The organism is Streptomyces sp. SAJ15, assembly GCF_007595705.1.
GTDB lineage: Bacteria > Actinomycetota > Actinomycetes > Streptomycetales > Streptomycetaceae > Streptomyces.
Genome location: NZ_NISY01000002.1, coordinates 925,458 through 944,750 on the forward strand (window position 1 = coordinate 925,458; position 19,293 = coordinate 944,750).

A 19,293-nucleotide genomic window follows, 5' to 3' on the forward strand; every position below is an offset into this window, starting at 1 on the left:
CGAGTTGATCGTACGGGGCGGGGGAGCGCGGCGGACGTGCCCGCGCGCGGCGGAGCAGAACCTCCCGCTCGGCGCTCCGAGGCGGTGTCGGAATCGCCGGGACGCACGATGCGCCGGCCCCAGACGCTCGGGGGCCGGGGCCGGGGCCGGGGCCGGGGCCGGGGCCGGGGCCGGATGGGCCGGAAGTCCGGCCCATCCGGGACGGTGCGAACCCTCGTGGGCGGGGCCAGGTGGCCGGGCCCCGTGCCACGGCCTGCCGTACGACGGGGCTCGCACCCTGGGCGCCGTACCTGGGACAGCGCGCCCGCGGGAAGCGCGCCCGCGGACAGCGCGCCCCCGGCCACCGCCTCCGCGGCCACCGCACGCGCGGTCACCGCCCTCGCGGTCACCGAGCCGGAGTGCGGCTACCGCGCGGTCGTCGGTCCCGCGCAGCTCAGCCTGGCGTCCGCCCAGTCCGCGTGGTCGGAGTTGATGCCGTCGCCGGCGTCGGTGACGACGAGGCGGATCAGCCGGGCGCCGGTGACGTCGGCGGAGAGCGGCTGGGCCGGCATGGCGGTGGTGAGGACGCCGGTGCCGGCGACCTTCCTACCGTCGGCCCAGATCTCGAAGGTCACCGAGCCGTTGGACTCCTTCTCGTCGTCCACCCCGACCTGGGCGGTGACCCGCTCGCAGCGCCCGCCCGCGTAGTACTCGACGCTGCTGGGCGCGTGGGCGCCGAGGCCCTTGGCGTAGACGGTGCCGCCGATGGTGATCGGGTTGCCGTCGCCCGCGCGGGACTCGCCGACGCTGGTGTTCTCCTCCACCGGCCCCCAGCCGTTGTCGGCGACGAGCCATGGGAGGTCGCTGAGGGACGAGGTGCCGGCGGGCGGCGGGACGGCCACCCTGCCCTGGACGGGCAGTTCGGCCTGAGCGGGCGTCCCCCGCACCGAGCGGTACGCGGACGTGACGTCCAGGTCGTACCCGCCGACCGGGGTGCCCTTCGGCGGGGTCACCGACCAGGTGACGGTCAGCGCGCGACCGGCGGGCAGGGTGCGGGCGGTGGTCGGTGAGGTGGGCCGTACGGTCCAGCCCTGGGGCGCGGTCAGCCGGGTCGAGACCTGCCGGGCGGGGGCGCGGCCCAGGTTGGTGACGGTGGTGGTGACCTCCACCGGCGTGCCGGGCTCGGTCAAGGGGACCTCGTCCAGGCCAAGTTCGACGGCCGGTGGATAGTCCGCCCAGGCGCGGTCGGGCCAGACCCGCACCAGTACGGTGCCGTGCGCCGGCACGGTCGCGGAGATGGTGCCCGCGGAGTGGTAGCTCCTGTGCTGCCACAGGTCGCGCACCTGGTACGCGGTGTCGGCCGGCAGCCCGACCTCCTGTGCGGTGGTGGAGATCCGCCGCGCCGTACCGGACTCGTTGAACAGCGCCACCGCGCGGCTGCCGTCGGCCATCTCCTTGGCGACGACCCAGCGGCCGTCGGTGGAGGACCGCACCGTGCCCTGCCTGCCCAGCGGGTCCTGGTCGACGGCGATGACCTCGCGGTTGCCCAGGATCCGGAACGCCTCCTCGTCCGCGGTGCGCAGGTCGGATCCGATGAGCAGGGGCGCGGCCATGATGGACCACATGGAGAAGTGGGTCCGGTACTCGGTCGGGGTCATCCCGCCGTTGCCCACCTCCAGCATGTCGGGGTCGTTCCAGTGGCCGGGGCCCGCGTGGCGCGCGAGCGGCAGGTTCCGCTTCATGATCGACACCATGCTGGACCAGTTGTCGCTGATGTCGCCGGTGGTGCGCCACAGGTGGCCGACGTCCCGGGCCCACTCCCAGGGCCTGTTCTCGCCCCACTCGCACAGGCTGAAGACGATGGGCCGGCCGGTGGTCTGGGAGGCGGCCTTGAGGGCGTCGCGCATGGCGGTGTAGCGCTGCTTGGCGTCCACGCCCTGGTTATTGCAGTTGTCGTACTTGAGGTAGTCGACTCCCCAGTCGGCGAACTGCTGGGCGTCGGAACGCTCATGGCCGAGGCCGCCGGGGAAGCCCGCGACATCGCAGGTCCTGGTGCCCGCGCTGGTGTAGATGCCGAACTTCAGGCCCTTGGAGTGGACGTAGTCGGCGACGGCCTTGATGCCGTGCGGGAAGCGAACGGGGTCCGGGACGAGCTTGCCGTTCGCGTCGCGCCGCGGGAGCGCCCAGCAGTCGTCGATGTTGACGTACTCGTATCCGGCCTCCTTGAGGCCCCTCGCCACGAAGATGTCGGCGATGCCCTTGATCATCGCCTCGTTGAACTCCGCCCGGCAGTGGGTGCTGTTCCAGTTGTTGAAGCCCATCGGGGGCGTCAGGGCCAGGCCGTCGCCGGGGGCGGACGCGGCCGGCCGGGCGGCAGCGACGTCCTGCCGAGCGGCAGCGGCGTCCTGTCGGGCGGCAGCGGCGTCCTGTCGAGCGGCGGGAGCGGGGCCGGGGGCCGGTGTGCGCGCCGGGGTGGCCGTCGCCGCCGGGGCGGCGGCGAGGCCGGTGGAGCAGAGCAGGGCGGCGGCGAGCGCTCCGAGGAGGGGGTTCGGCCGGTTCCGTCCGCCCGGTCCGGGGCGGGAGGTGCGGGGGCATGGTCGGCGCATCGGTGAGTCTCCGTCCTCACGGGGGTGACGCAAAGCCATGTACGCGTCATGCTCGATCGAGCGGTTACGGTAGACCTTGTTGGACTATGTTGGAAGACTGAACTGACAGAAGGTCAGGTTTCTCGCCAAAGGCGGTATCTCCGGCCCAAGTGAGGGGAGTGGTCGGGCGGCTCGCGTTGGGTTGTGTTCGATTGCCCCTCGGGAGAAGAGAGGTACGCGCCGCCTGTGGCGTGTCCGGCTCCCTCGGTGTCGCGCGTTTCCATGGCAGGGTGTTGCGGGAACTGACAGGGGGCGACGGAAGAGGGGGAACCGTGATCGTCTGGCTGAACGGAACGTTCGGCGCGGGGAAGACCACCGCTGCGCGCATCCTGGTGGACCTGCTCCCCGGCAGCACGCTCTACGACCCGGAGTTGGTGGGCGACGCCCTGCGCGTGATGCTGCCGCGCAAGCGCCTGGAAGACGTTTCGGACTACCAGGACCTGCCGTCGTGGCGGCGGCTCGTCGTGGAGGTCGGAACGGCGCTGTACGCCGAGACCGGCGGGGTGTTGGTGGCGCCGATGACGCTGCTCAGACAGGACTACCGCGACGAGATCTTCGGGGGCTTCGCCTCCCGCCGGATCCCGGTGCGCCATGTGTTGCTCCATGCCGACGAAACGATCCTTCGCCGGCGGATCGAGCTCCGTGAGGAGATACCGGGAGATGCCGAGGCCAGCGCCTCGGTGCGCCGGTGGTGCCTGGACCACCTCGCGCCCTACCGGTCGGCCCTGAGCTGGCTCACCGGGGACGCCTACGTCCTGGACACCGGCTCCCTCACTCCTGACGAGACGGCCGAGCGGGTCGCCGAGGCCGTCCGCCGCGGGGACGCCGGACCGTGCGACATCGTGCAGACCCCGGAGCCCACGGCCCAGACCGTGGCCGCGGGGGTCCTCTTCTTCGACGAGGAGGATCGGGTGCTGCTCGTCGACCCGACCTACAAGCCCGGTTGGGAGTTCCCCGGCGGCGTCGTCGAGACCGGCGAGCCGCCGACGCGGACCGCGGTCCGTGAGGTCGCGGAGGAGCTGGGCGTACGACTGGACCGGCCGCTGCGGCTGCTCGTCGTCGACTGGGAACCGCCCCGGCCGCCCGGCCACGGCGGTCTGCGGCTGCTCTTCGACGGCGGCCGGCTCGACGCCGACACCGCCGGCCGGCTGCTGCTGCCGGGCGACGAACTGCGCGGCTGGCGCTTCGTCTCCGAGCGCGAGGCGGCACAACTGCTGCCGCCGACCCGGCTGCACCGGCTCAGCTGGGCGCTGCGGGCGCGCGAGCGGGGGCTCCCGCTGCACCTCGAAGCGGGGGTCCCGGTCGGCTGACCGCGGACACCGGACGGGCCGAGGGAGTCGGTCGCCGGGCGGGCCGGGGTCCGGCCCGCCCGGCAGGCCACCGGCGGCCGGGCCCCGCGCGACGGGTGGTTCGGCCAGGCGTCGCGGCCGGGCGTCACGGTGCCCGTGCGCCGCCGTGGCCCGGCCGGGTGGGCCGGGCGGGCGGTGACGCCTAGCCGGCGTGGGCGGCCGCGTACTTCTGGAGGAAGAGGGCCTCGGTGAGGGAGAGCCGCTGGAGCTCCTCAGGGGAGACGCTCTCGTTGACGGCGTGTATCTGGGCGTCCGGCTCGCTGAGCCCGATCAGCAGCATCTCGGCCCGCGGGTACAGGGCGGCCAGGGTGTTGCAGAGCGGGATCGAGCCGCCCATCCCGGAGACCGCCATCTGCTGCCCGTCGTACGCCTCGGAGAGCGCCGCGCCCATGGCGGCGTACGCCGGGCTGTCGGTGTCCGCGCGGAACGGCTGACCCTGCCCGAGCTGCTCGACCGCCACCCGTGCGCCCCACGGGGCGGCCTGCTCCAGGTGCGCGGTCAGCAGCCTGGTGACCTCGGTGGCGTCGAAGCCCGGCGGGATCCGCACGCTGACCAGCGCCGCGGCGCTCGCCTGGATGGACGCGGTGGCGCCCACGACCGGCGGGCAGTCGATGCCCATCACGGTCACGGAGGGGCGCGCCCAGACGCGGTCGGCGACCGTGCCCGAGCCGGTCAGCCGCACGCCGTCGAGCACCTTGGCGTCCCTGCGGAAGTCCTCCTCCGGGTAGGGGATGCCGTCCCAGGTGCCGTCGGCCGGCAGCCCCTCGACCGTCGTGGAGCCGTCCTCGGCACGCAGCGAGTCCAGGATGCGGATCAGCGCGGCGAGCGCGTCCGGGGCGGGGCCGCCGAACTGCCCCGAGTGCAGGTTGCCTTCGAGGGTGTCGACCTGGACCCGGACCAGCGTCATCCCGCGCAGGATCCCGGTGACGGTCGGCAGGCCGACCCGGAAGTTGCCGCTGTCGCCGATGACGATGGCGTCGGCGGCCAGCAGCTCGGGGTTGGCCTCGGCGTACCGCTCCAGGCCGCCGGTCCCCTGCTCCTCCGAACCCTCCACGATGACCTTGACGTTGACCGGCACCCCGCCGTGCTCCCTGAGCGCGCGCAACGCCGTGAGGTGCATGATCACGCCGCCCTTGCAGTCGGCCGCGCCGCGCGCGTACCAGCGGCCGTCGCGCTCGGTCAGCTCGAACGGCGGGGAGAGCCAGGCGTCCTCGTCCAGCGGCGGCTGCACGTCGTAGTGGGCGTAGAGCAGCACGGTGGGGGCGCCCGCCGGGCCGGCCAGGTAGCCGTAGACGGACTGCGTGCCGTCGGGGGTGTCCAGGAGCGCGACGTCCGTGAAGCCCTCCGCGCGGAGCGCGTCCGCGACCCAGTTCGCGGCGGCCTCGCACTCGCTCTTCGGGAACTGCGCCTCATCCGCCACCGACCGGAACCGCACCAGCTCCGCGAGCTCCGCGCGGGCGCGGGGCTGCAGCGCGGCGACGGTCCGGGCGATCGCCGTGTCGGCGGACGAGGCGAGTGGTGCCTGCTCCATGGGAACGCTCCTGGGGTGCTCGGCGTTGGGCACTGTGGTGGGTACGTTTGTACGACTTGGTGCGTGGCCGATCCTCCCACAGCGCTGCCCGAACCAGGCGCGCCGTAGGATGCCCCGGTAGCCGGATCAAGTCGGTCGAAGTGGAGCGACAGCACACGTGAGCAGCGACAACGCAAGCCAGGGCAGTGAACCGGTGTGGGACGTCGTGGTGGTCGGCGCGGGCCCCGCGGGTGCCTCCGCGGCGTATGCCGCCGCCGTCGCGGGACGCCGGGTGCTGCTGCTGGAGAAGGCCGAACTGCCCCGCTACAAGACCTGCGGCGGTGGCATCATCGGCCCCTCGCGAGACGCGCTGCCGCCCGGTTTCGAACTGCCGCTGCGGGAGCGCGTGCACGCCGTGACGTTCTCGCTGAACGGCAGGCTGAGCCGCACCCGCCGCTCCAAGCAGCCGCTGTTCGGCCTCATCAACCGGCCTGAATTCGACGCCGGCCTGGTGCGGGCGGCGCAGGACGCGGGGGCCGAGGTCCGCACCGGCGCCGCCGTCTCGCGCGTGGAGCAGCACGGCCCGTCCGTCCCCGACCGGCGCACGGTCGCGGTGGTGCTGTCCGGCGGGGAGACCGTGCTCGCCCGCGCCGTGGTCGGCGCGGACGGCAGCGCGAGTCGCATAGGCGCCCATGTCGGGGTCAAGCTCGACCAGGTCGACCTGGGCCTGGAGGCGGAGATCCCGGTGCCGCCGACCGTCGCCGAGGACTGGGCGGGCCGCGTGCTCATCGACTGGGGCCCCATCCCCGGCAGTTACGGATGGGTCTTCCCCAAGGGCGACACGCTGACCGTGGGCGTCATCTCCGCCCGTGGCGAGGGCGCCGGCACCAAGCGCTATCTGGAGGAGTTCATCGCCCGACTGGGCCTGGCCGGTTTCGAGCCGAGCATCTCCTCCGGGCATCTGACCCGCTGCCGCTCCGACGACTCGCCGCTGTCGCGCGGCCGGGTGCTGGTGTGCGGTGACGCGGCCGGTCTGCTGGAGCCGTGGACCCGCGAGGGCATCTCCTTCGCGCTCCGCTCGGGGCGGCTCGCGGGGGAGTGGGCGGTGCGGATCGCCGAGGCGCACGACGCGGTCGACGCCCGGCGTCAGGCCCTGAACTACGCCTTCGCCATCAAGTCCGGGCTCGGCGTGGAGATGGGCGTCGGTCGCCGGCTGTACGCCGCGTACGCCCGCCGCCCCGGCATGTTCCACGCGGCCATCACCGGCTTCCGGCCGGCCTGGCGCGCCTTCGCGAAGATCACCCGCGGCACGACGACGCTGGCCGAGCTGGTGCGCACGCATCCGATGGCGCGGCGGGCCCTGATGGCGGTCGACAAGGGCTGAGCCCTCGGGACGCCCCGGGCGCCGGCCGCGCGCGGGGCGTCGCCGTGCCAGGCGATGTGGCGCCCTCCCCGCGCGGACGCAGGGTGTGACGCGGCCTCGGACGGCGGGGCTCGGTCCGGTGCGGTCCGGTCTGGTCCGGTGCGGTGCGATGCGCTTCCGCGCGGTGTGCCGCTACGGACTGCCCCCACGGACCGTGGTGCCGCGCGGCGGGCTGCCGTAGGGCCCGCTGTAGCGGGAAACGCCGTAGCAGGAGAAGCCGTCGCGCGGTGCGCTGTCGCCGGGCCCGCTGTCGCGCGGGATGCCGCCAGGGGGCGGGGTGTCGCGCGGGGCGCTGTCACCCCGTGATCCGGAACACCGGGTGCCGCGGGGCGACGCGGCGCAGCTCGCTCTCGGGGGACGTCGCCGTGACGCCGTCGAAGAAGCGGCCCACCTCCCAGCCCCAGCGCTTGAGGTAGGCGTGCAGCACGGCGGGCTTGTCGGCGTCGGTCAGCTCCACCGCGGTGAACGGTTCGATCCGCTTACCCACGCGCAGCTCGCCGCCGCCCGCCGCGCGGAGGTTGCGGACCCATTGGGTCGCCCCGCGCGGGGCGACCAGATAACGCTCGCCGTCGAGGCTGAGCGGGTTGACGGGTACGGTGCGCCACTGTCCGCTGGTGCGGCCGCGGACGGCCAGCACGGCCTTGCCGTTGAGGCTGATGCCATGGGCCGCCAACCAGGCGATGGGGCGGTGGAAGAGCGCGGTCTCCAGCCGGCTGGTCTTCATGTGGTGCTCGGAGCGCTGTGCCATGGGGGCCTCCTCGGGTGATGAGAGCAGTGCTCTCGTTGCTGAGCAGTGTTACAGAGCGACGTGCCGCCATGCAAGAGCAGTGCTCTCGTTCTTGGCTGGTGCTCCGAGTCGATGGCACACTGCCCCCATGAGTGCGATCCGAGGGGCCAGAGAGCGGGCCCGTACCGAAGTGACCGCGGCGATCAAGGAGGAGGCGCGCCGGCAGCTCGCGGAGCAGGGCGCCGCCAAGCTGTCGCTGCGTGCCGTCGCGCGGGAGCTGGGCATGGTCTCCTCCGCCCTGTACCGCTACTTCCCCAGCCGCGACGACCTGCTGACCGCCCTGATCGTCGACGCCTACGACGCCATCGGCGCCGCGGCCGAGGCCGCGGCCGCCGAGGCGGCGGACGGCACTCCGCTGGAGCGCTGGATCGCCGTCTGTCGGGCCGTACGGGGCTGGGCCCTGGCCCACCCGCATGAGTACGCGCTCATCTACGGCTCCCCGGTGCCCGGTTACGCCGCCCCGCGCGACACCGTCGTCCCCGCCTCCCGCGTCGGCCTCACGCTGCTGGGCGTCGCCCGCGACGCCCACGCCGCCGGCGCGCTCCGGACGCCGGACCCGGCCGTCCTCCCGGAAGGCGTGCTCGGCGACGCGCGCCGACTGGCGCGGACGCTGGACGCCGAGGATCTGCCCGAGGCCGCCTTCGCCGGATTCGTCGCTGCCTGGGCTCAGCTCTTCGGCCTGATCAGCTTCGAGTTGTTCGGCCAGTTCACCAACGTGGTCGACGCGCGCGAGGACTTCTTCGCCCACGCGGCGGCCGGGCTGGCCCATACGGCGGGCCTTAGACCCCCGCGGTGCCCCGCACCGCTCGGTGGGTCCTAGAAGAGCCGCTCCGGCTCGGTCGTGGGCGCCGGCAGGGGCCGTACCTCCGCCGTCATGGCGGAGCCCGGCGCGGCCGCGGACAGCGCCCAGCCAGCCAGCCGCCGGGCGTCCAGCAACGGCATCCGGCCGTCCGGCGTGCGCAGGTGCACATCCGGCCCGGCGACGGCCTCGACGGTCCCCGCGACCGTGCTGCCGGGGGCGAGGGCGACGACGCCGTCCAGCGAGCGGATGCGGCCGAGGCCGAAGATCTCGTCATGGTGGACCGGCGCGCAGGGCAGCGCCTCCAGGGACTCGGGCCAGCCCGGCAGTTCGCGAGCCCGCCCGTAGAGGGTCTCCAGCTCGGCGGCGCGCTCGCGCGGGGGCGGCGGCGCCAGACGGGCGCCGCGCTTGGCGGCGTACGGGATGCGGTCCGGGACGCCGAGCGCGGCGCCCAACACCGCCTCCGCGCGGCGCGCCGCCATCAGCGGGCCGCGCCCCAGGAGCGTGAAGGAGAGGGCGGCCTGCTCCAGCAGCCGGACGCCCTCGCGCTCGGCCGCCGTGATGCCGACCTTCGTCAGCCCGGGGCCGAACCAGGCGAGGTAGACGTCGTAGGGGCGCGTGTCGTCGGTGCGGGTGTCGGCGGCGACCGAGTACGAGCGGTCGAGCCGGGCGCAGTCCGCACACTGGGCGGAGGCGGCCGTGACCGACACCTCCGCGGCCGAGGGGCAGGGAGTGTGTCGGTCGCCGCGCCGCACGCCGACGCAGGAGCGTCGCGCACCGGTGGTGAAGGCCAGGGGTCGGCCGGGGGAGAGCGGCGAGGCGCGGCGGCCGCGCAGCGGGTGCTGCCAGGCCAGCGCGGGGCCGGTGCGATCCCAACGCAACCCCGCACATCGCCACTCGGCGGCCCGCGCCGCCGCTTCGCCGGTCACATCCGCCGCCTCTCGCCGTGTGGGTGACGCGCCTTGGGGGTGACCCTGTCCGGGCGGCGCCGTCCGGTGACGCGCCGTCCGGTGACGCGCCGTCCGGGTGACGACTCCGCTGGCCGGCGTCACCGGTCGCTCCGGTCCGCCTGCCCGCGCGGGTCGCGTCCGCTGGAACCGCGTGCCCGCGCGGGTCGCGTCCGCTCGAACCGTGCGTCCGCGCGGTCGCGCGTCCGGTCCCGGTACCTCCGCGCGGTCAGCCGCCGCTCAGGCCCGTTCGGCTCGGCTGAACCGCCGCAGCACCCGCACCACGCGCACCGTGAAACCGGCCGCCGCGGTGATGGCGCCGGCGACTATCCAGGCGCTCGCGCGCCCCTCGTCGGGGTCGCCGAAGAGCGCGGGGGAGGCGACGGCCACGAAGAGCGGAGCGGCGAGCAGCGCGCCGGTGAAGACCGCGAACACGATCTCCACGGTGAGCGCGTCGCGCCCTGCCTGATTTCGGACCCTCGCCATGCCGAACCCCTCCGCCGTCTGTTCGTCGTTCCAGGTCAGGCCCGCTCCTTGCGCCGCACGTACAGCTGTTTGCGGACCCGTGCCACCACCGTACCGTCGGCCGCGACCACGTCGTTCTCGAACCAGGGCAGAGCCTTGGAGCCGTCCGCGGTGGCCTGCCGGATCTCCTCCAGCCGGTCCTCGGTGAGCTTGAAGTCGGCGAAGACGTCCCCGCGCCCGGGGGAGATGAAGTCGATCTCGCCCTTCTTGTCCCACACGATGTAGTCGCGGCCCAGGCTGTTCATGGCGAGCAGCATCCAGAACGGATCGGCCATGGCGAACAGCGAGCCGCCGAAGTGGGTGCCCACGTAGTTGCGGTTGAAGCGGTGCATGCGGAGCCGGACCCGTGCGCTGCTCCAGTCGTCGGCGATGTGGAGCACCCGCACGCCGGCGAACAGGAAGGGCGGCCAGAGGTTGATGCCGCGCCGCAGGGTCTGCGCTGAGTGTGATCTACGGGCCATGCCGGCGACGCTAGCACGCTTTGTTACTCGCAAGTAACCCATCTCTGGGGCGTCGCCCGTCACGTGGACCGCGGCTTTCTCCCCGCCGTGCGCCGCCCGGTGTCGTGCACCGTGTGCCGGGTGCCGTACGCGACGGCCGCGGCGAGCGCGGACAGCAGCGCCACCGTGGTCAGGGCCGTGGAGAGCGAACTCCAGTCCGCCAGGAAGCCGATCGTCGGAGGGCCCAGCAGCATGCCCGCGTAGCCGAGGGTGGACGCGGTGGCGACGCCGTCGGGGCCGGCCAGCGCCCCCGCGCGGCCGATCGCGATCGGGAAGATGTTGGCCAGGCCCAGGCCGGTGACCGCGAAGCCCGCCAGGGCCAGCGGAAGCACGGGGGCGAGGGAGCCCAGCAGCATCCCGGCCGCGGCCGTGGCGCCGCCCGCGACCAGGGCCCGGGTCTGGCCGAGTCGTTCCAGCAGGGCGCTGCCGGTGAGCCGGCCGACGGTCATGGCGAGGGCGAAGAGGGAGTAGCCCGCGGCGGCCATGCCGGGGGACGCTCCGAGGTCCTGGTCGAGGTGGAGCGCGGCCCAGTCGGCCATCGCGCCCTCGCCGTACGCCGTGCACAGGGCGATCAGTCCGAAGACCAGCACCGGCCAGCGGGAACCGCCCGCCCGCGCGGAGTGTCCCTCGGCTCGCGGCCGGCCGTCGTCCGACGCCGTGGCGTCCGTGGCCGGCCCGTCCGGGGTCGCGGTCGCGGCCGTGTCGGGAACCGTGGGTGCCGGCAGGGCGATCAGGGTGCGGCCCGCGAACAGGGCCAGCAGTACCCCGGCGGCGGCGAGCAGCGCCAGATGGCGGGTGGCGGACAGGTGTCCGGCGACCAGTCCGCCGAGGCCCGCCCCGGCCATGCCGCCGAGGCTGAAGGCGGCGTGCAGGGTGGGCATGACAGGGCGTCGCAGGGCGGCGACCAGGTCGACCGCGGCGCTGTTCATGGCGACGTTGAGACCGCCGAACCCGGCACCGAAGGCGAGCAGCACCAGGCCCAGTGCGAGGGCCGAGTGGGTCAGCGGCGGCAGCGCGACGCTGAGCGACATCAGGACGGCGGCCGCCACGGTCATCGGGTGGCTGCCGAAGCGGCGGCACAGGCGCCCGGTGACGACCATGGTCGCCACGGCGCCCGCCGACACGCCCAGCAGGGCGAGTCCGAGCGCTCCGGGGGAGGCGCCGGTCTGCTCCTTGACGGCGGGGATGCGGACCACCCAACCGGCGAAGACGAAGCCGTCGAGTGCGAAGAAGAGGGTCAGGGCTGCGCGGAGGCGGGAGAGGGCGGGGTCCGGCGCGTTGCCCGCCGTTTGCCCCCGCATAGCCGCCCGTATTTTGTTTAGCGTCGGCACAAAGTGAGAATAGGGCTGTGACCCAGACTCGGACAAGGCTGGAGCGGGGCCGAAGCGCGCTCGGCCCGGCACTGGAGCTCGTACACACCGGCCGCGCGCCCACGCGTGCCGTGCTGACCGCCGAACTCGGCGTGACCCGCGCCACCGCCGGCGCCGTCGCGGCCGAGCTGGAGGCGCTCGGCCTCATCCAGGTCGACGCGCGGCCGGGTGGCGCCGGGGGCTCCCAGGGGCGTCCCTCGCACCGGCTCGCGATCGCCCCGAACGGCCCCGTCGTCCTCGCCGCCCAGGTGCACTCCGACGGCTTCCGCGCCGCGCTCGTCGGACTCGGCGGCCGGATCGTCGCCACCGCGCCCGGCTGCATGACCGTGCCCGCCGACCCGGCCCAGGTGCTGGGCGCCGTGGTCGAGGCGGGCGCCGGTCTGCTGCGGGAGACCGGAAAGCGCTGTGTGGGCGCGGGGTTGGCGGTGCCGTCCGCCGTCGCCGAGCCGGAGGGCACCGCGCTCAACCCGCTGCACCTCGCCTGGTCCGCGGGCGCGCCGGTGCGGGAGCTGTTCACCCGCAGCCTGGCGGCGGCCGGCATTCCGCACGAGGGGTTCGCGGGCAACGACGTCAACCTGGCGGCGCTCGCCGAACACCGGCACGGAGCCGGCCGCGGGGCCCAGCACCTGCTGTGCGTGGCCACCGGTCACCGGGGCGTCGGCGGCGCGCTGGTTCTGGACGGCCGGCTGCACACGGGCAGTGCCGGGCTGGCGCTGGAGGTCGGCCATCTGACCGTCAACCCCGAAGGCGCGCCCTGCCACTGCGGCAGCCGAGGCTGCCTGGACATCGAGGCGGACCCGCTCGCCTTCCTCACCGCGGCCGGGCGCGAGCCCGGGCCGGAGGTCTCGCTGCTCCAACAGGCCCGCGAGCTGCTCCGCGCGGAGTACGGGGAGCCGGTCGGCGCCGGCGTCCCCGGGGAATCCGCCGCGGACGACGCCGCCGGGCCGGCCACACCGACCGGTGCGCGTGGGGCTTCTGACGTGACGTCGGGCGGCGCCGCGGGTCCGGCCGCGGCCGCCGCCCCGGGCGGCGGGGCCGGGTCCGTGCCCCGGGACCCGCGGGTACGGGCCGCCACCCACCAGCTGATCGACCGGCTCGGCCTCGGCCTCGCCGGACTGGTGAACATCCTCAACCCGGACCGCATCATCCTCGGCGGCCTCCACCGCGAGTTGCTGGAGGCCGACCCGGAACGGCTCCGCGCGGTCGTCGCCGAGCGCAGCCTGTGGGGGCGCAGCGGCGGCGTGCCGATCCTGCCCTGCACGCTCGACTACAACAGCCTCGTCGGCGCCGCCGAGCTGGCCTGGCAGCCGGTGCTGGACGATCCGCTGGGGGCGTTGACGAGCGGGTAGGGCGTGGGCCCGGTCGGTCCCGGCCGGGCCTGGTGCGCTGGCCCGCGCGGGCGCGGGTGCGATCGGTGGTGTCCCCGGCCGCTGTTCAGCCGGCCGGGGCCGGCCAGTCGACGGCGAAGGCGCGGGCCGGGTTGGCGGTGAACACGCGGGTCACCAGCTCGGCCGGGAGGCCCAGTTCGAGCCGTGCGCGCAGGCCGCGGAGGAGGTGCGGCAGGCCGGGGCCGCCGTTGACGAAGCGGGCCGTGGCCGTGGTGGTGTCGCCGCCGAGCAGCAGCCGGTCGGCGTGTCCGGCGTCGGCCAGGGCGGACAGGGCGTCGGAAAGGCGCCAGTCCGTGGCGTGGTGGGCGCGGGAGGGGCCGTCGAAGGCGAGATAGGCGCCCAGTTCGGCGGCCTCGCGGTGGACGGCGAGGTCCGGCGAGCGGTTGAGGTGGCCCAGGATCACCCGGTCCGGCGCCACGCCCAGCTCGCCGCAGAGCAGGTCGAGCACGTCCAACGCCGCCGTGCCCAGCTCCAGATGGACGCCGATGGGGGCGCCGGTGCGTTGGTGGGCGACGGCGGCCGCGGCCATGGTGGCGCGGGCATGGCCGTCCAGGCCGTGGAACCCGCCGGCGACCTTGATGAGCCCCGCGCGGGGGGAGGTCTCCGAAACACGCTCCGCGCGGGGCGGCGTTTCCGTGTCGCGCTCCGCGCGGGGCGGCGTTTCCGTGTCGCGCCCCGCGCGAGCGGCCCTTCTCGCCGCCCCACCGCCGCCGCCGGGGACCGCCAAGCCCGTGGAGGGCTCCAAGCCTTCGATTCCCTCGACGCGCCCGATCCCGACCGTCAGTTCGGCCACGAAGAGCTCGGCCAGTCGGTCCCGTACCCGGTCGAGCAGCGCCGGGGCGTAGTGCCGCGCCTGGTGCAGTCCGGTGGCGGCGACGACGCGGACCCCGGTCGTACGGGAGAGCTCCGCGAGGTGCCCGGCGCCGCGCCCCATGCCGTAGGGGGTCCACTGCACCACCGCGCGGCCGCCCGCCGCGGCGAAGGCCCGCAGTTCGGCGGCGGCCGCCGCGGGGTCGTCGAGCTCCTGGCCGGGCAGCAGCGGGCTGCGCAGGAAGAGGTGGTCATGGGCGTCGCACACGCCCAGCTCGGCGGCGGGAAGGTCGCCCAGCACCGTACGCACGCTCGGCGCGGGATGTGCGGGGCGCGCGGCCGTCACCACCCCCGTCCCCGTGGGAGCGCGTCCAGGTGCGGGGCGGACAGGTGCAGCACCTGGTAGAGCTCCCCGTCCGCGGTGGGAGCGGCGTCCGCCCAGAGGGTGAAGTGGAGCAGCTCCCAGCGGTGCGGGTCGATGCCGACGGCGGCGCAGTGCACGCCGTCCGCCGCCGCCCGGCGCTCCAGCTCCTCCAGGGCGCGCTCGACGGCGGCGTCCGGGTCGGTGCCGGCCGGGACCGGCTCCGCGCGGCGGCTGAAGGAGCGCGGCGCGGTGGCCGTGGCCGGGCCGCTCGCGAAGCCGAGCCCCAGCCAGTTCTCGACGGTCGGTCGGCCGAAGTCATGGCTGAGGCCGCGGAATCCGGGGCCCCAGAGAAAACCGTTCATGGCCTCGGTGGTGGTCCACAGGTAGAAGGGCGCGTAGGCGTTCACCGGCGAGCCGTCGACCCCGCGCTCGCGGATGCCGTACGCCTTCAGACCGAGTCCGGGGAAGTCGTCGAGCAGATGGCCCTTCGCCCGGACCCGACGGTGGATGATCGTCATGTCGTAGTCGGCGGGCAGGGTGACGCGGTACTGCATCGCGTGCATGGCGTGTCTCTCGTTCGGGGGCGGGTCAGGCCGGGTACACGTCGTCGCCGACCGGGGCGACCCACTCGGTCGTCGTGCCGTCGGCGGCGGCCTCGACGATGGCCAGGTGGGTCATGAAGGTGCGCGGGCCGGCCCCGTGCCAGTGCTCCTCGCCGGGCGCGATCCACACGGTGTCGCCGGCCCGGATCTCCTCCAAGGGCCCACCGGCGCGCTGGACGAGTCCGACGCCCTCGGTCACGTGCAGCACCTGACCGTGCGGATGCCGGTGCCAGAAGGTGCGGGCGCCGGGGGCGAAGTGGACGCTGAAGAGGCGCAGTCGGGACGGGGCCGGGGGCGCCGCGAGCTGGTCCAGCCACACCGTGCCGGTGAAGCGCTCCGGCGGGCCGGGACGGGTGTCGGGGCGTGTCCTGGCGATCTCCATGGGTTCTCCGCGAGTGAGGTGGTCTCGGGGGTCAGGCCGCCGGGGTACGGGCGGCCGCGAGCAGGTCCAGCAACCCCCGGACCGCCAGGTCGAAGTGGGTCGTGGTGCCGGCCGCGCGGGCGAGCACATAGCCGCCCTGCACGGTGGCCACGACCGTGGCGGCGATCCGCGCGGGGTCGAGGTCCGCGGTGAACTCGCCCTGCCGCTGCCCCTCCGCGACGATCTCCGCCAGTCGCCCGCGCAGCCAGTCCAGCGTCTCCTCGACCGGCCGCCGCAGCTCCGGGTCGGCGATGACATCGGGATCCATCGTCAGCCGGCCCACGGGGCAGCCGCGCAGCACGTCGCGCTCGCGCAGCAGATAGCCGCGGACGCGCTCGTACGCCCCGGCGCCCGGGGCGGAGAACGACGCCTCGGCGGCGGCCCGCAACTGCTCGGCGGTACGGCGGATCGCGGTCAGCGCGAGGTCGGGCTTGCCGCGGAAGTGGTGGTACATGCTGCCCTGGCCCGCGCCCGCGCGTTGCTGGATCGCCTTGGGGCTGGTGCCGACGTAACCGCGCTCCCAGAGGAGCTCCTGGGTGCTCTCGATCAGGCGTTCCGTGGTGCTCATGTGATCACTGTACATACTAGTTGGTACAGCGGCCAGGCTGGCCGGGGCGGCCGCTCTGGACTGGCGACGGCTTCCGTGAGGAGGCGATGGCCGCCCTACGAGGGCGCACGAGCCGTACGGGCACGGGGGCGCGGCTCCACGGCGCGCCGCCACCATGCCCGTACGGTCTCGTGGTGGTCAGCCGGCCACACCGGACTTCGCGCGTTCGCGGACGTTCACCGGGGCGGCCGGCGGACGCACCGGGTCCCGGCGGTCGGGCGGGGCCGCGCGGCCGGTGCCGTGCGTCGCGAACGGCGACCTCGCGGGGGCGGTGGTCTGCGGCACGGCGAGCGTGAACCACACCACCTTGCCGCTGCCGTCGTCCCGCGCGTGCATGCCCCAGCTCTCGCTGACCGCCTCCACCAGGGCGAGGCCGCGGCCGTGCGTGCTGACCGGGTCGGCGTCGCCGAGGCTGGGCAGCCGCGGATCGCGGTCGCGCACCGAGACGGTGAGTCGGTCCAGCATGAGGACGATCTCCACCGTGCACTCCTTGTCGGGCTCCGCGTGCCGGTGGACGTTGGTCAGCAACTCGGTGACGCCGAGCGCCGCGGGGTCGATGAGCTCGTCGAGATGCCAGTAGCGCAGCTGCGCCGATACGATTCTGCGGACCTGTCCGATCCGCGCCGGCAGAGCCTGGAGCTCCACCGTGCAGTGCCTGCTTGGACGACTGATCACGGCTGCGACTCCCTGAGAAGAGTTAGGGCTAGCCTGATTCAGATGCGGGCGACGAGCGTGTGCGGCAATGCTGGCCGCCGCGCACGACCGGAGGGGGCCGGTTCTCAGCGTCACCGCCGGTTAACCCTCAGTGATACTGATACGCGTCCAGGGTCGACCCACCCGCTCGCATGCGCAACTCGGGTCACTTCTGATGCGCCCGAGGTGTGTTCGTGCCTGTTCCCTGCCTGTGTCGGGGTGCGCCTGCGCCTCGCTCCGTTACGCCGGATGGGGACGCGCGCGCTGCCGCGGCGGCACGCCCCGGCGGCGAGGTCCAGGCTCAGTCCTGTGCGGCGCGCCCGCGCGCGCTGCGGATGGCGTCGAGGAAGCGGGTGGCGGGGCCGCGGCCGGCCGTGGCCTTGGCCGACGGCTCGGGCTGGTTCTCGCCCAGGGTGAGGCGGTAGCGGGTGCCGTTGACCGTCGCGAGTGCCTGGTCGTCACCGGCGAACCACGGCCGGCTGGCCTGGACGGACTGCACCGGAGCGCTGTCGATCTCCCGGCTGTCACTGGTGAGCAGCTCCAGTCGACCGTTCTTGATCAGAACCTGACCGGCCCTCGTGACGGAGCGCAGGGACTTCTCGATCCGCACCCCACGGGCGTTGAACTCGGTTTCGGCCACGGTGAACCGCCTCCCCGGTGATGTGACAGCACGCGGGCCCCGCACTCGGCGGGCCTCGCTCCCACAGTGTCCCTCGTGCGCAGTCTGCCTGTGACGGGAGCCCGGCACCAGTGCCCACATATGATCGAAACGGACCGGCACATGCCAGCCGGGCCGGGGCACGACCAAAGGAAACACCATGGGCAGCGTGGACAGCACGGCGCCGGAAGCGACCGAAACCATCGATGTAGACCGCAGCGATCCCGGCTACCGGAGCTGGCTCAAGGAGGCCGTGCGCAAGGTCCAGGCGGACGCCAACCGCTCCGCCGACACGCACCTGCTGCGGTTCCCGCTGCCCGAGGAATGGAAGATCGACCTCTATCTCAAGGACGAGTCGACCCATCCCACCGGCAGCCTCAAGCACCGACTGGCCCGCTCGCTCTTCCTCTACGGGCTGTGCAACGGCTGGATCCGGCCGGACCGGCCGGTCATCGAGGCGTCCAGCGGCTCCACCGCCGTCTCCGAGGCGTACTTCGCCAACCTGATCGGCGTGCCGTTCATCGCCGTGATGCCGCGTACCACCAGCCGCGAGAAGTGCCGCCTCATCGAGTTCCATGGCGGACGGTGTCATTTCGTGGACGACCCCCGGACGATGTACGAGGCGTCCGCCGCCCTCGCGGCGGAGACCGGCGGCCACTACATGGACCAGTTCACCTACGCCGAGCGGGCGACGGACTGGCGCGGCAACAACAACATCGCCGAGTCGATCTACGAGCAGCTGCGCCTGGAGCGGTACCCGGAGCCCGCCTGGGTGGTCGCCACCGCGGGCACCGGCGGCACCTCCGCCACCATCGCCCGCTACGTCCACTACATGCAGTACGACACCCGGGTCTGCGTCGCCGACCCGGAGAACTCCTGCTTCTTCGACGGCTGGGTGCACGACGACCCGGACGCCACCAGCGACCGTGGCTCCCGGATCGAGGGCATCGGACGGCCGCGCATGGAGCCCAGCTTCATGCCCACCGCCATCGACCGGATGATGAAGGTGCCGGACGCGGCCAGCGTCGCCGCCGTACGGGCCCTGGAGCGGGTCATCGGCCGCAAGGCGGGCGGTTCCACGGGGACCGGGCTCTGGAGCGCGCTGCGCATCGTCGCCGAGATGGTCGCCGCCGGCCGCACCGGCAGCGTGGTCACCCTGCTGTGCGACCCGGGCGACCGCTACCTCGACAAGTACTACTCCGACAGCTGGCTGGCCGACCAGGGCCTGGACATCACCCCGTACACCCTCGCGCTCGACGGCTTCCTGGCCACCGGCCGCTGGAGCGAGTAGCCGCGGCCCGCGGGGATCAGACGGCCCGCGGCGCGCCGGTGCGAGCCGGCCCGCGTCGTCAGTGCGAGACGGCCCGCGCCGTCAGTGCGGCCACCGCCCGCCGGAAGGAGGCGCCGATGCCCGGCCGGGCGGCCCGCACGGACCAGCGCAGCGCGGCCGTCCCGTCCACCGCGAAGACGTACCGGATGCGCGTCCCCGCGCCGCGCGAGGCCCCGCCCCCAGGTCCCGACTCATACGCCGGGGTCGGGGCCGGGGCCGGCGTCGGGCCGGTGGGCGTCAGCTGCCACACCTCCAGGAGCGCCCGAAGGCCGGGCGCGTTGGTCTCGTCGACGCGGTAGGCGTAAGCCCGGGCCGGGTCGGCGGCGAGGACGGTCTCCACGAAGCGGACCCCGCCGCGCAGCAGGACCTCGCGGTGTGGCCGCCCGCCGATGTCGAAGGGGCGGGCGCGGGAGACGGCCGAGAACCAGGCCGGCCAGCCCGCCACGTCCGCGAGGACGTCGAAGACCGCGCCCGGCGGCGCGGCCGAATCGGCGGTGAAGGCCAGCCGCAGCGGTGCGGCATCGGCGAAGTCGAGCCCGACGGAGCGAAGGCGCCGTGTCATGTCCGCACCATAGCTGTCGGGGCG

General features: G+C 74.3%; 19 protein-coding genes. 5 read left to right on the top strand and 14 right to left on the bottom strand.

Annotation, left to right across the window (positions count from 1 at the left end; genetic code table 11):
* Positions 1 to 404: 404 nt before the first annotated feature.
* Positions 405 to 2,585, bottom strand: a complete 2,181-nt coding sequence (locus tag CD790_RS09505; RefSeq protein WP_144382589.1) for an NPCBM/NEW2 domain-containing protein — start codon at positions 2,583 to 2,585, stop codon at positions 405 to 407.
* A gap of 311 nt (positions 2,586 to 2,896) precedes the next feature.
* Here CD790_RS09505 and CD790_RS09510 point away from each other — a divergent pair, with 311 nt between their 5' ends.
* Positions 2,897 to 3,934: an NUDIX hydrolase gene (locus CD790_RS09510; RefSeq protein WP_144382590.1), complete on the top strand. Its 1,038-nt coding sequence runs from the start codon at positions 2,897 to 2,899 to the stop codon at positions 3,932 to 3,934.
* 181 nt (positions 3,935 to 4,115) lie between these two features.
* Here CD790_RS09510 and CD790_RS09515 read toward each other — a convergent pair whose 3' ends face one another.
* A complete protein-coding gene (locus CD790_RS09515; RefSeq protein ID WP_144382591.1) occupies positions 4,116 to 5,504 on the bottom strand; it encodes a dipeptidase in 1,389 nt (462 codons plus the stop codon).
* 157 nt (positions 5,505 to 5,661) lie between these two features.
* Between CD790_RS09515 and CD790_RS09520 the strand changes: the two genes are divergently transcribed.
* Entirely contained in the window at positions 5,662 to 6,867 is a 1,206-nt protein-coding gene (locus tag CD790_RS09520; protein WP_144382592.1) for a geranylgeranyl reductase family protein, read from the top strand.
* A gap of 334 nt (positions 6,868 to 7,201) precedes the next feature.
* On the opposite strand, the gene CD790_RS09525 is transcribed toward CD790_RS09520, so the two are convergent.
* Entirely contained in the window at positions 7,202 to 7,654 is a 453-nt protein-coding gene (locus CD790_RS09525; protein WP_144382593.1) for a nitroreductase family deazaflavin-dependent oxidoreductase, read from the bottom strand.
* A 127-nt stretch (positions 7,655 to 7,781) separates the two neighbouring features.
* Between CD790_RS09525 and CD790_RS09530 the strand changes: the two genes are divergently transcribed.
* On the top strand, positions 7,782 to 8,513 hold the full coding sequence (locus tag CD790_RS09530; RefSeq protein WP_144382594.1) for a TetR/AcrR family transcriptional regulator: 732 nt from the start codon (positions 7,782 to 7,784) through the stop codon (positions 8,511 to 8,513).
* Here CD790_RS09530 and CD790_RS09535 read toward each other — a convergent pair.
* The 4 genes from CD790_RS09535 to CD790_RS09550 all read right to left on the bottom strand — a co-directional run bounded on the left by CD790_RS09535 (position 8,510) and on the right by CD790_RS09550 (position 11,795).
* Entirely contained in the window at positions 8,510 to 9,421 is a 912-nt protein-coding gene (locus tag CD790_RS09535; RefSeq protein WP_144382595.1) for a DUF2797 domain-containing protein, read from the bottom strand. The two genes, CD790_RS09530 and CD790_RS09535, sit on opposite strands and share 4 nt — an antisense overlap.
* Positions 9,422 to 9,679: 258 nt before the next feature.
* Positions 9,680 to 9,925 carry a DUF6332 family protein gene (locus CD790_RS09540; protein ID WP_144382596.1) on the bottom strand — a complete coding sequence of 82 codons (246 nt, stop codon included), beginning with the start codon at positions 9,923 to 9,925 and terminating at the stop codon, positions 9,680 to 9,682.
* 35 nt (positions 9,926 to 9,960) lie between these two features.
* On the bottom strand, positions 9,961 to 10,425 hold the full coding sequence (locus CD790_RS09545) for a DUF4442 domain-containing protein (RefSeq protein WP_144382597.1): 465 nt from the start codon (positions 10,423 to 10,425) through the stop codon (positions 9,961 to 9,963).
* 59 nt (positions 10,426 to 10,484) lie between these two features.
* Positions 10,485 to 11,795 carry an MFS transporter gene (locus CD790_RS09550; protein WP_144382598.1) on the bottom strand — a complete coding sequence of 437 codons (1,311 nt, stop codon included), beginning with the start codon at positions 11,793 to 11,795 and terminating at the stop codon, positions 10,485 to 10,487.
* A gap of 17 nt (positions 11,796 to 11,812) precedes the next feature.
* On the opposite strand from CD790_RS09550, the gene CD790_RS09555 reads away from it, so the two are divergent.
* The gene (locus tag CD790_RS09555; protein ID WP_260867442.1) at positions 11,813 to 13,183 is read left to right on the top strand and encodes an ROK family protein; all 1,371 of its coding nucleotides are present in this window, start codon (positions 11,813 to 11,815) and stop codon (positions 13,181 to 13,183) included.
* Positions 13,184 to 13,268: 85 nt separating this feature from the next.
* Here the strand turns inward: CD790_RS09555 and CD790_RS09565 are convergent, their stop codons facing one another.
* The 6 genes from CD790_RS09565 to CD790_RS09590 form a co-directional block, all read right to left on the bottom strand.
* The gene (locus CD790_RS09565) at positions 13,269 to 14,342 is read right to left on the bottom strand and encodes a phosphotriesterase (protein WP_399217197.1); all 1,074 of its coding nucleotides are present in this window, start codon (positions 14,340 to 14,342) and stop codon (positions 13,269 to 13,271) included.
* A 32-nt stretch (positions 14,343 to 14,374) separates the two neighbouring features.
* Positions 14,375 to 14,959, bottom strand: a complete 585-nt coding sequence (locus CD790_RS09570) for a DUF4865 family protein (RefSeq protein WP_144382600.1) — start codon at positions 14,957 to 14,959, stop codon at positions 14,375 to 14,377.
* A 25-nt stretch (positions 14,960 to 14,984) separates the two neighbouring features.
* Complete coding sequence (locus CD790_RS09575) at positions 14,985 to 15,380, bottom strand: cupin domain-containing protein (RefSeq protein ID WP_144382601.1); 396 nt, start codon at positions 15,378 to 15,380, stop codon at positions 14,985 to 14,987.
* Between the two features lie 31 nt (positions 15,381 to 15,411).
* Positions 15,412 to 16,002, bottom strand: a complete 591-nt coding sequence (locus CD790_RS09580) for a TetR/AcrR family transcriptional regulator (protein WP_144382602.1) — start codon at positions 16,000 to 16,002, stop codon at positions 15,412 to 15,414.
* A gap of 162 nt (positions 16,003 to 16,164) precedes the next feature.
* Entirely contained in the window at positions 16,165 to 16,701 is a 537-nt protein-coding gene (locus tag CD790_RS09585) for an ATP-binding protein (protein WP_144382603.1), read from the bottom strand.
* A 319-nt stretch (positions 16,702 to 17,020) separates the two neighbouring features.
* Positions 17,021 to 17,359 carry a hypothetical protein gene (locus CD790_RS09590; RefSeq protein ID WP_144382604.1) on the bottom strand — a complete coding sequence of 113 codons (339 nt, stop codon included), beginning with the start codon at positions 17,357 to 17,359 and terminating at the stop codon, positions 17,021 to 17,023.
* A 178-nt stretch (positions 17,360 to 17,537) separates the two neighbouring features.
* Here CD790_RS09590 and CD790_RS09595 point away from each other — a divergent pair, with 178 nt between their 5' ends.
* Complete coding sequence (locus CD790_RS09595; protein WP_144382605.1) at positions 17,538 to 18,668, top strand: PLP-dependent cysteine synthase family protein; 1,131 nt, start codon at positions 17,538 to 17,540, stop codon at positions 18,666 to 18,668.
* A gap of 58 nt (positions 18,669 to 18,726) precedes the next feature.
* On the opposite strand, the gene CD790_RS09600 is transcribed toward CD790_RS09595, so the two are convergent.
* A complete protein-coding gene (locus CD790_RS09600; RefSeq protein WP_144382606.1) occupies positions 18,727 to 19,269 on the bottom strand; it encodes an SRPBCC family protein in 543 nt (180 codons plus the stop codon).
* Positions 19,270 to 19,293 lie beyond the last annotated feature (24 nt).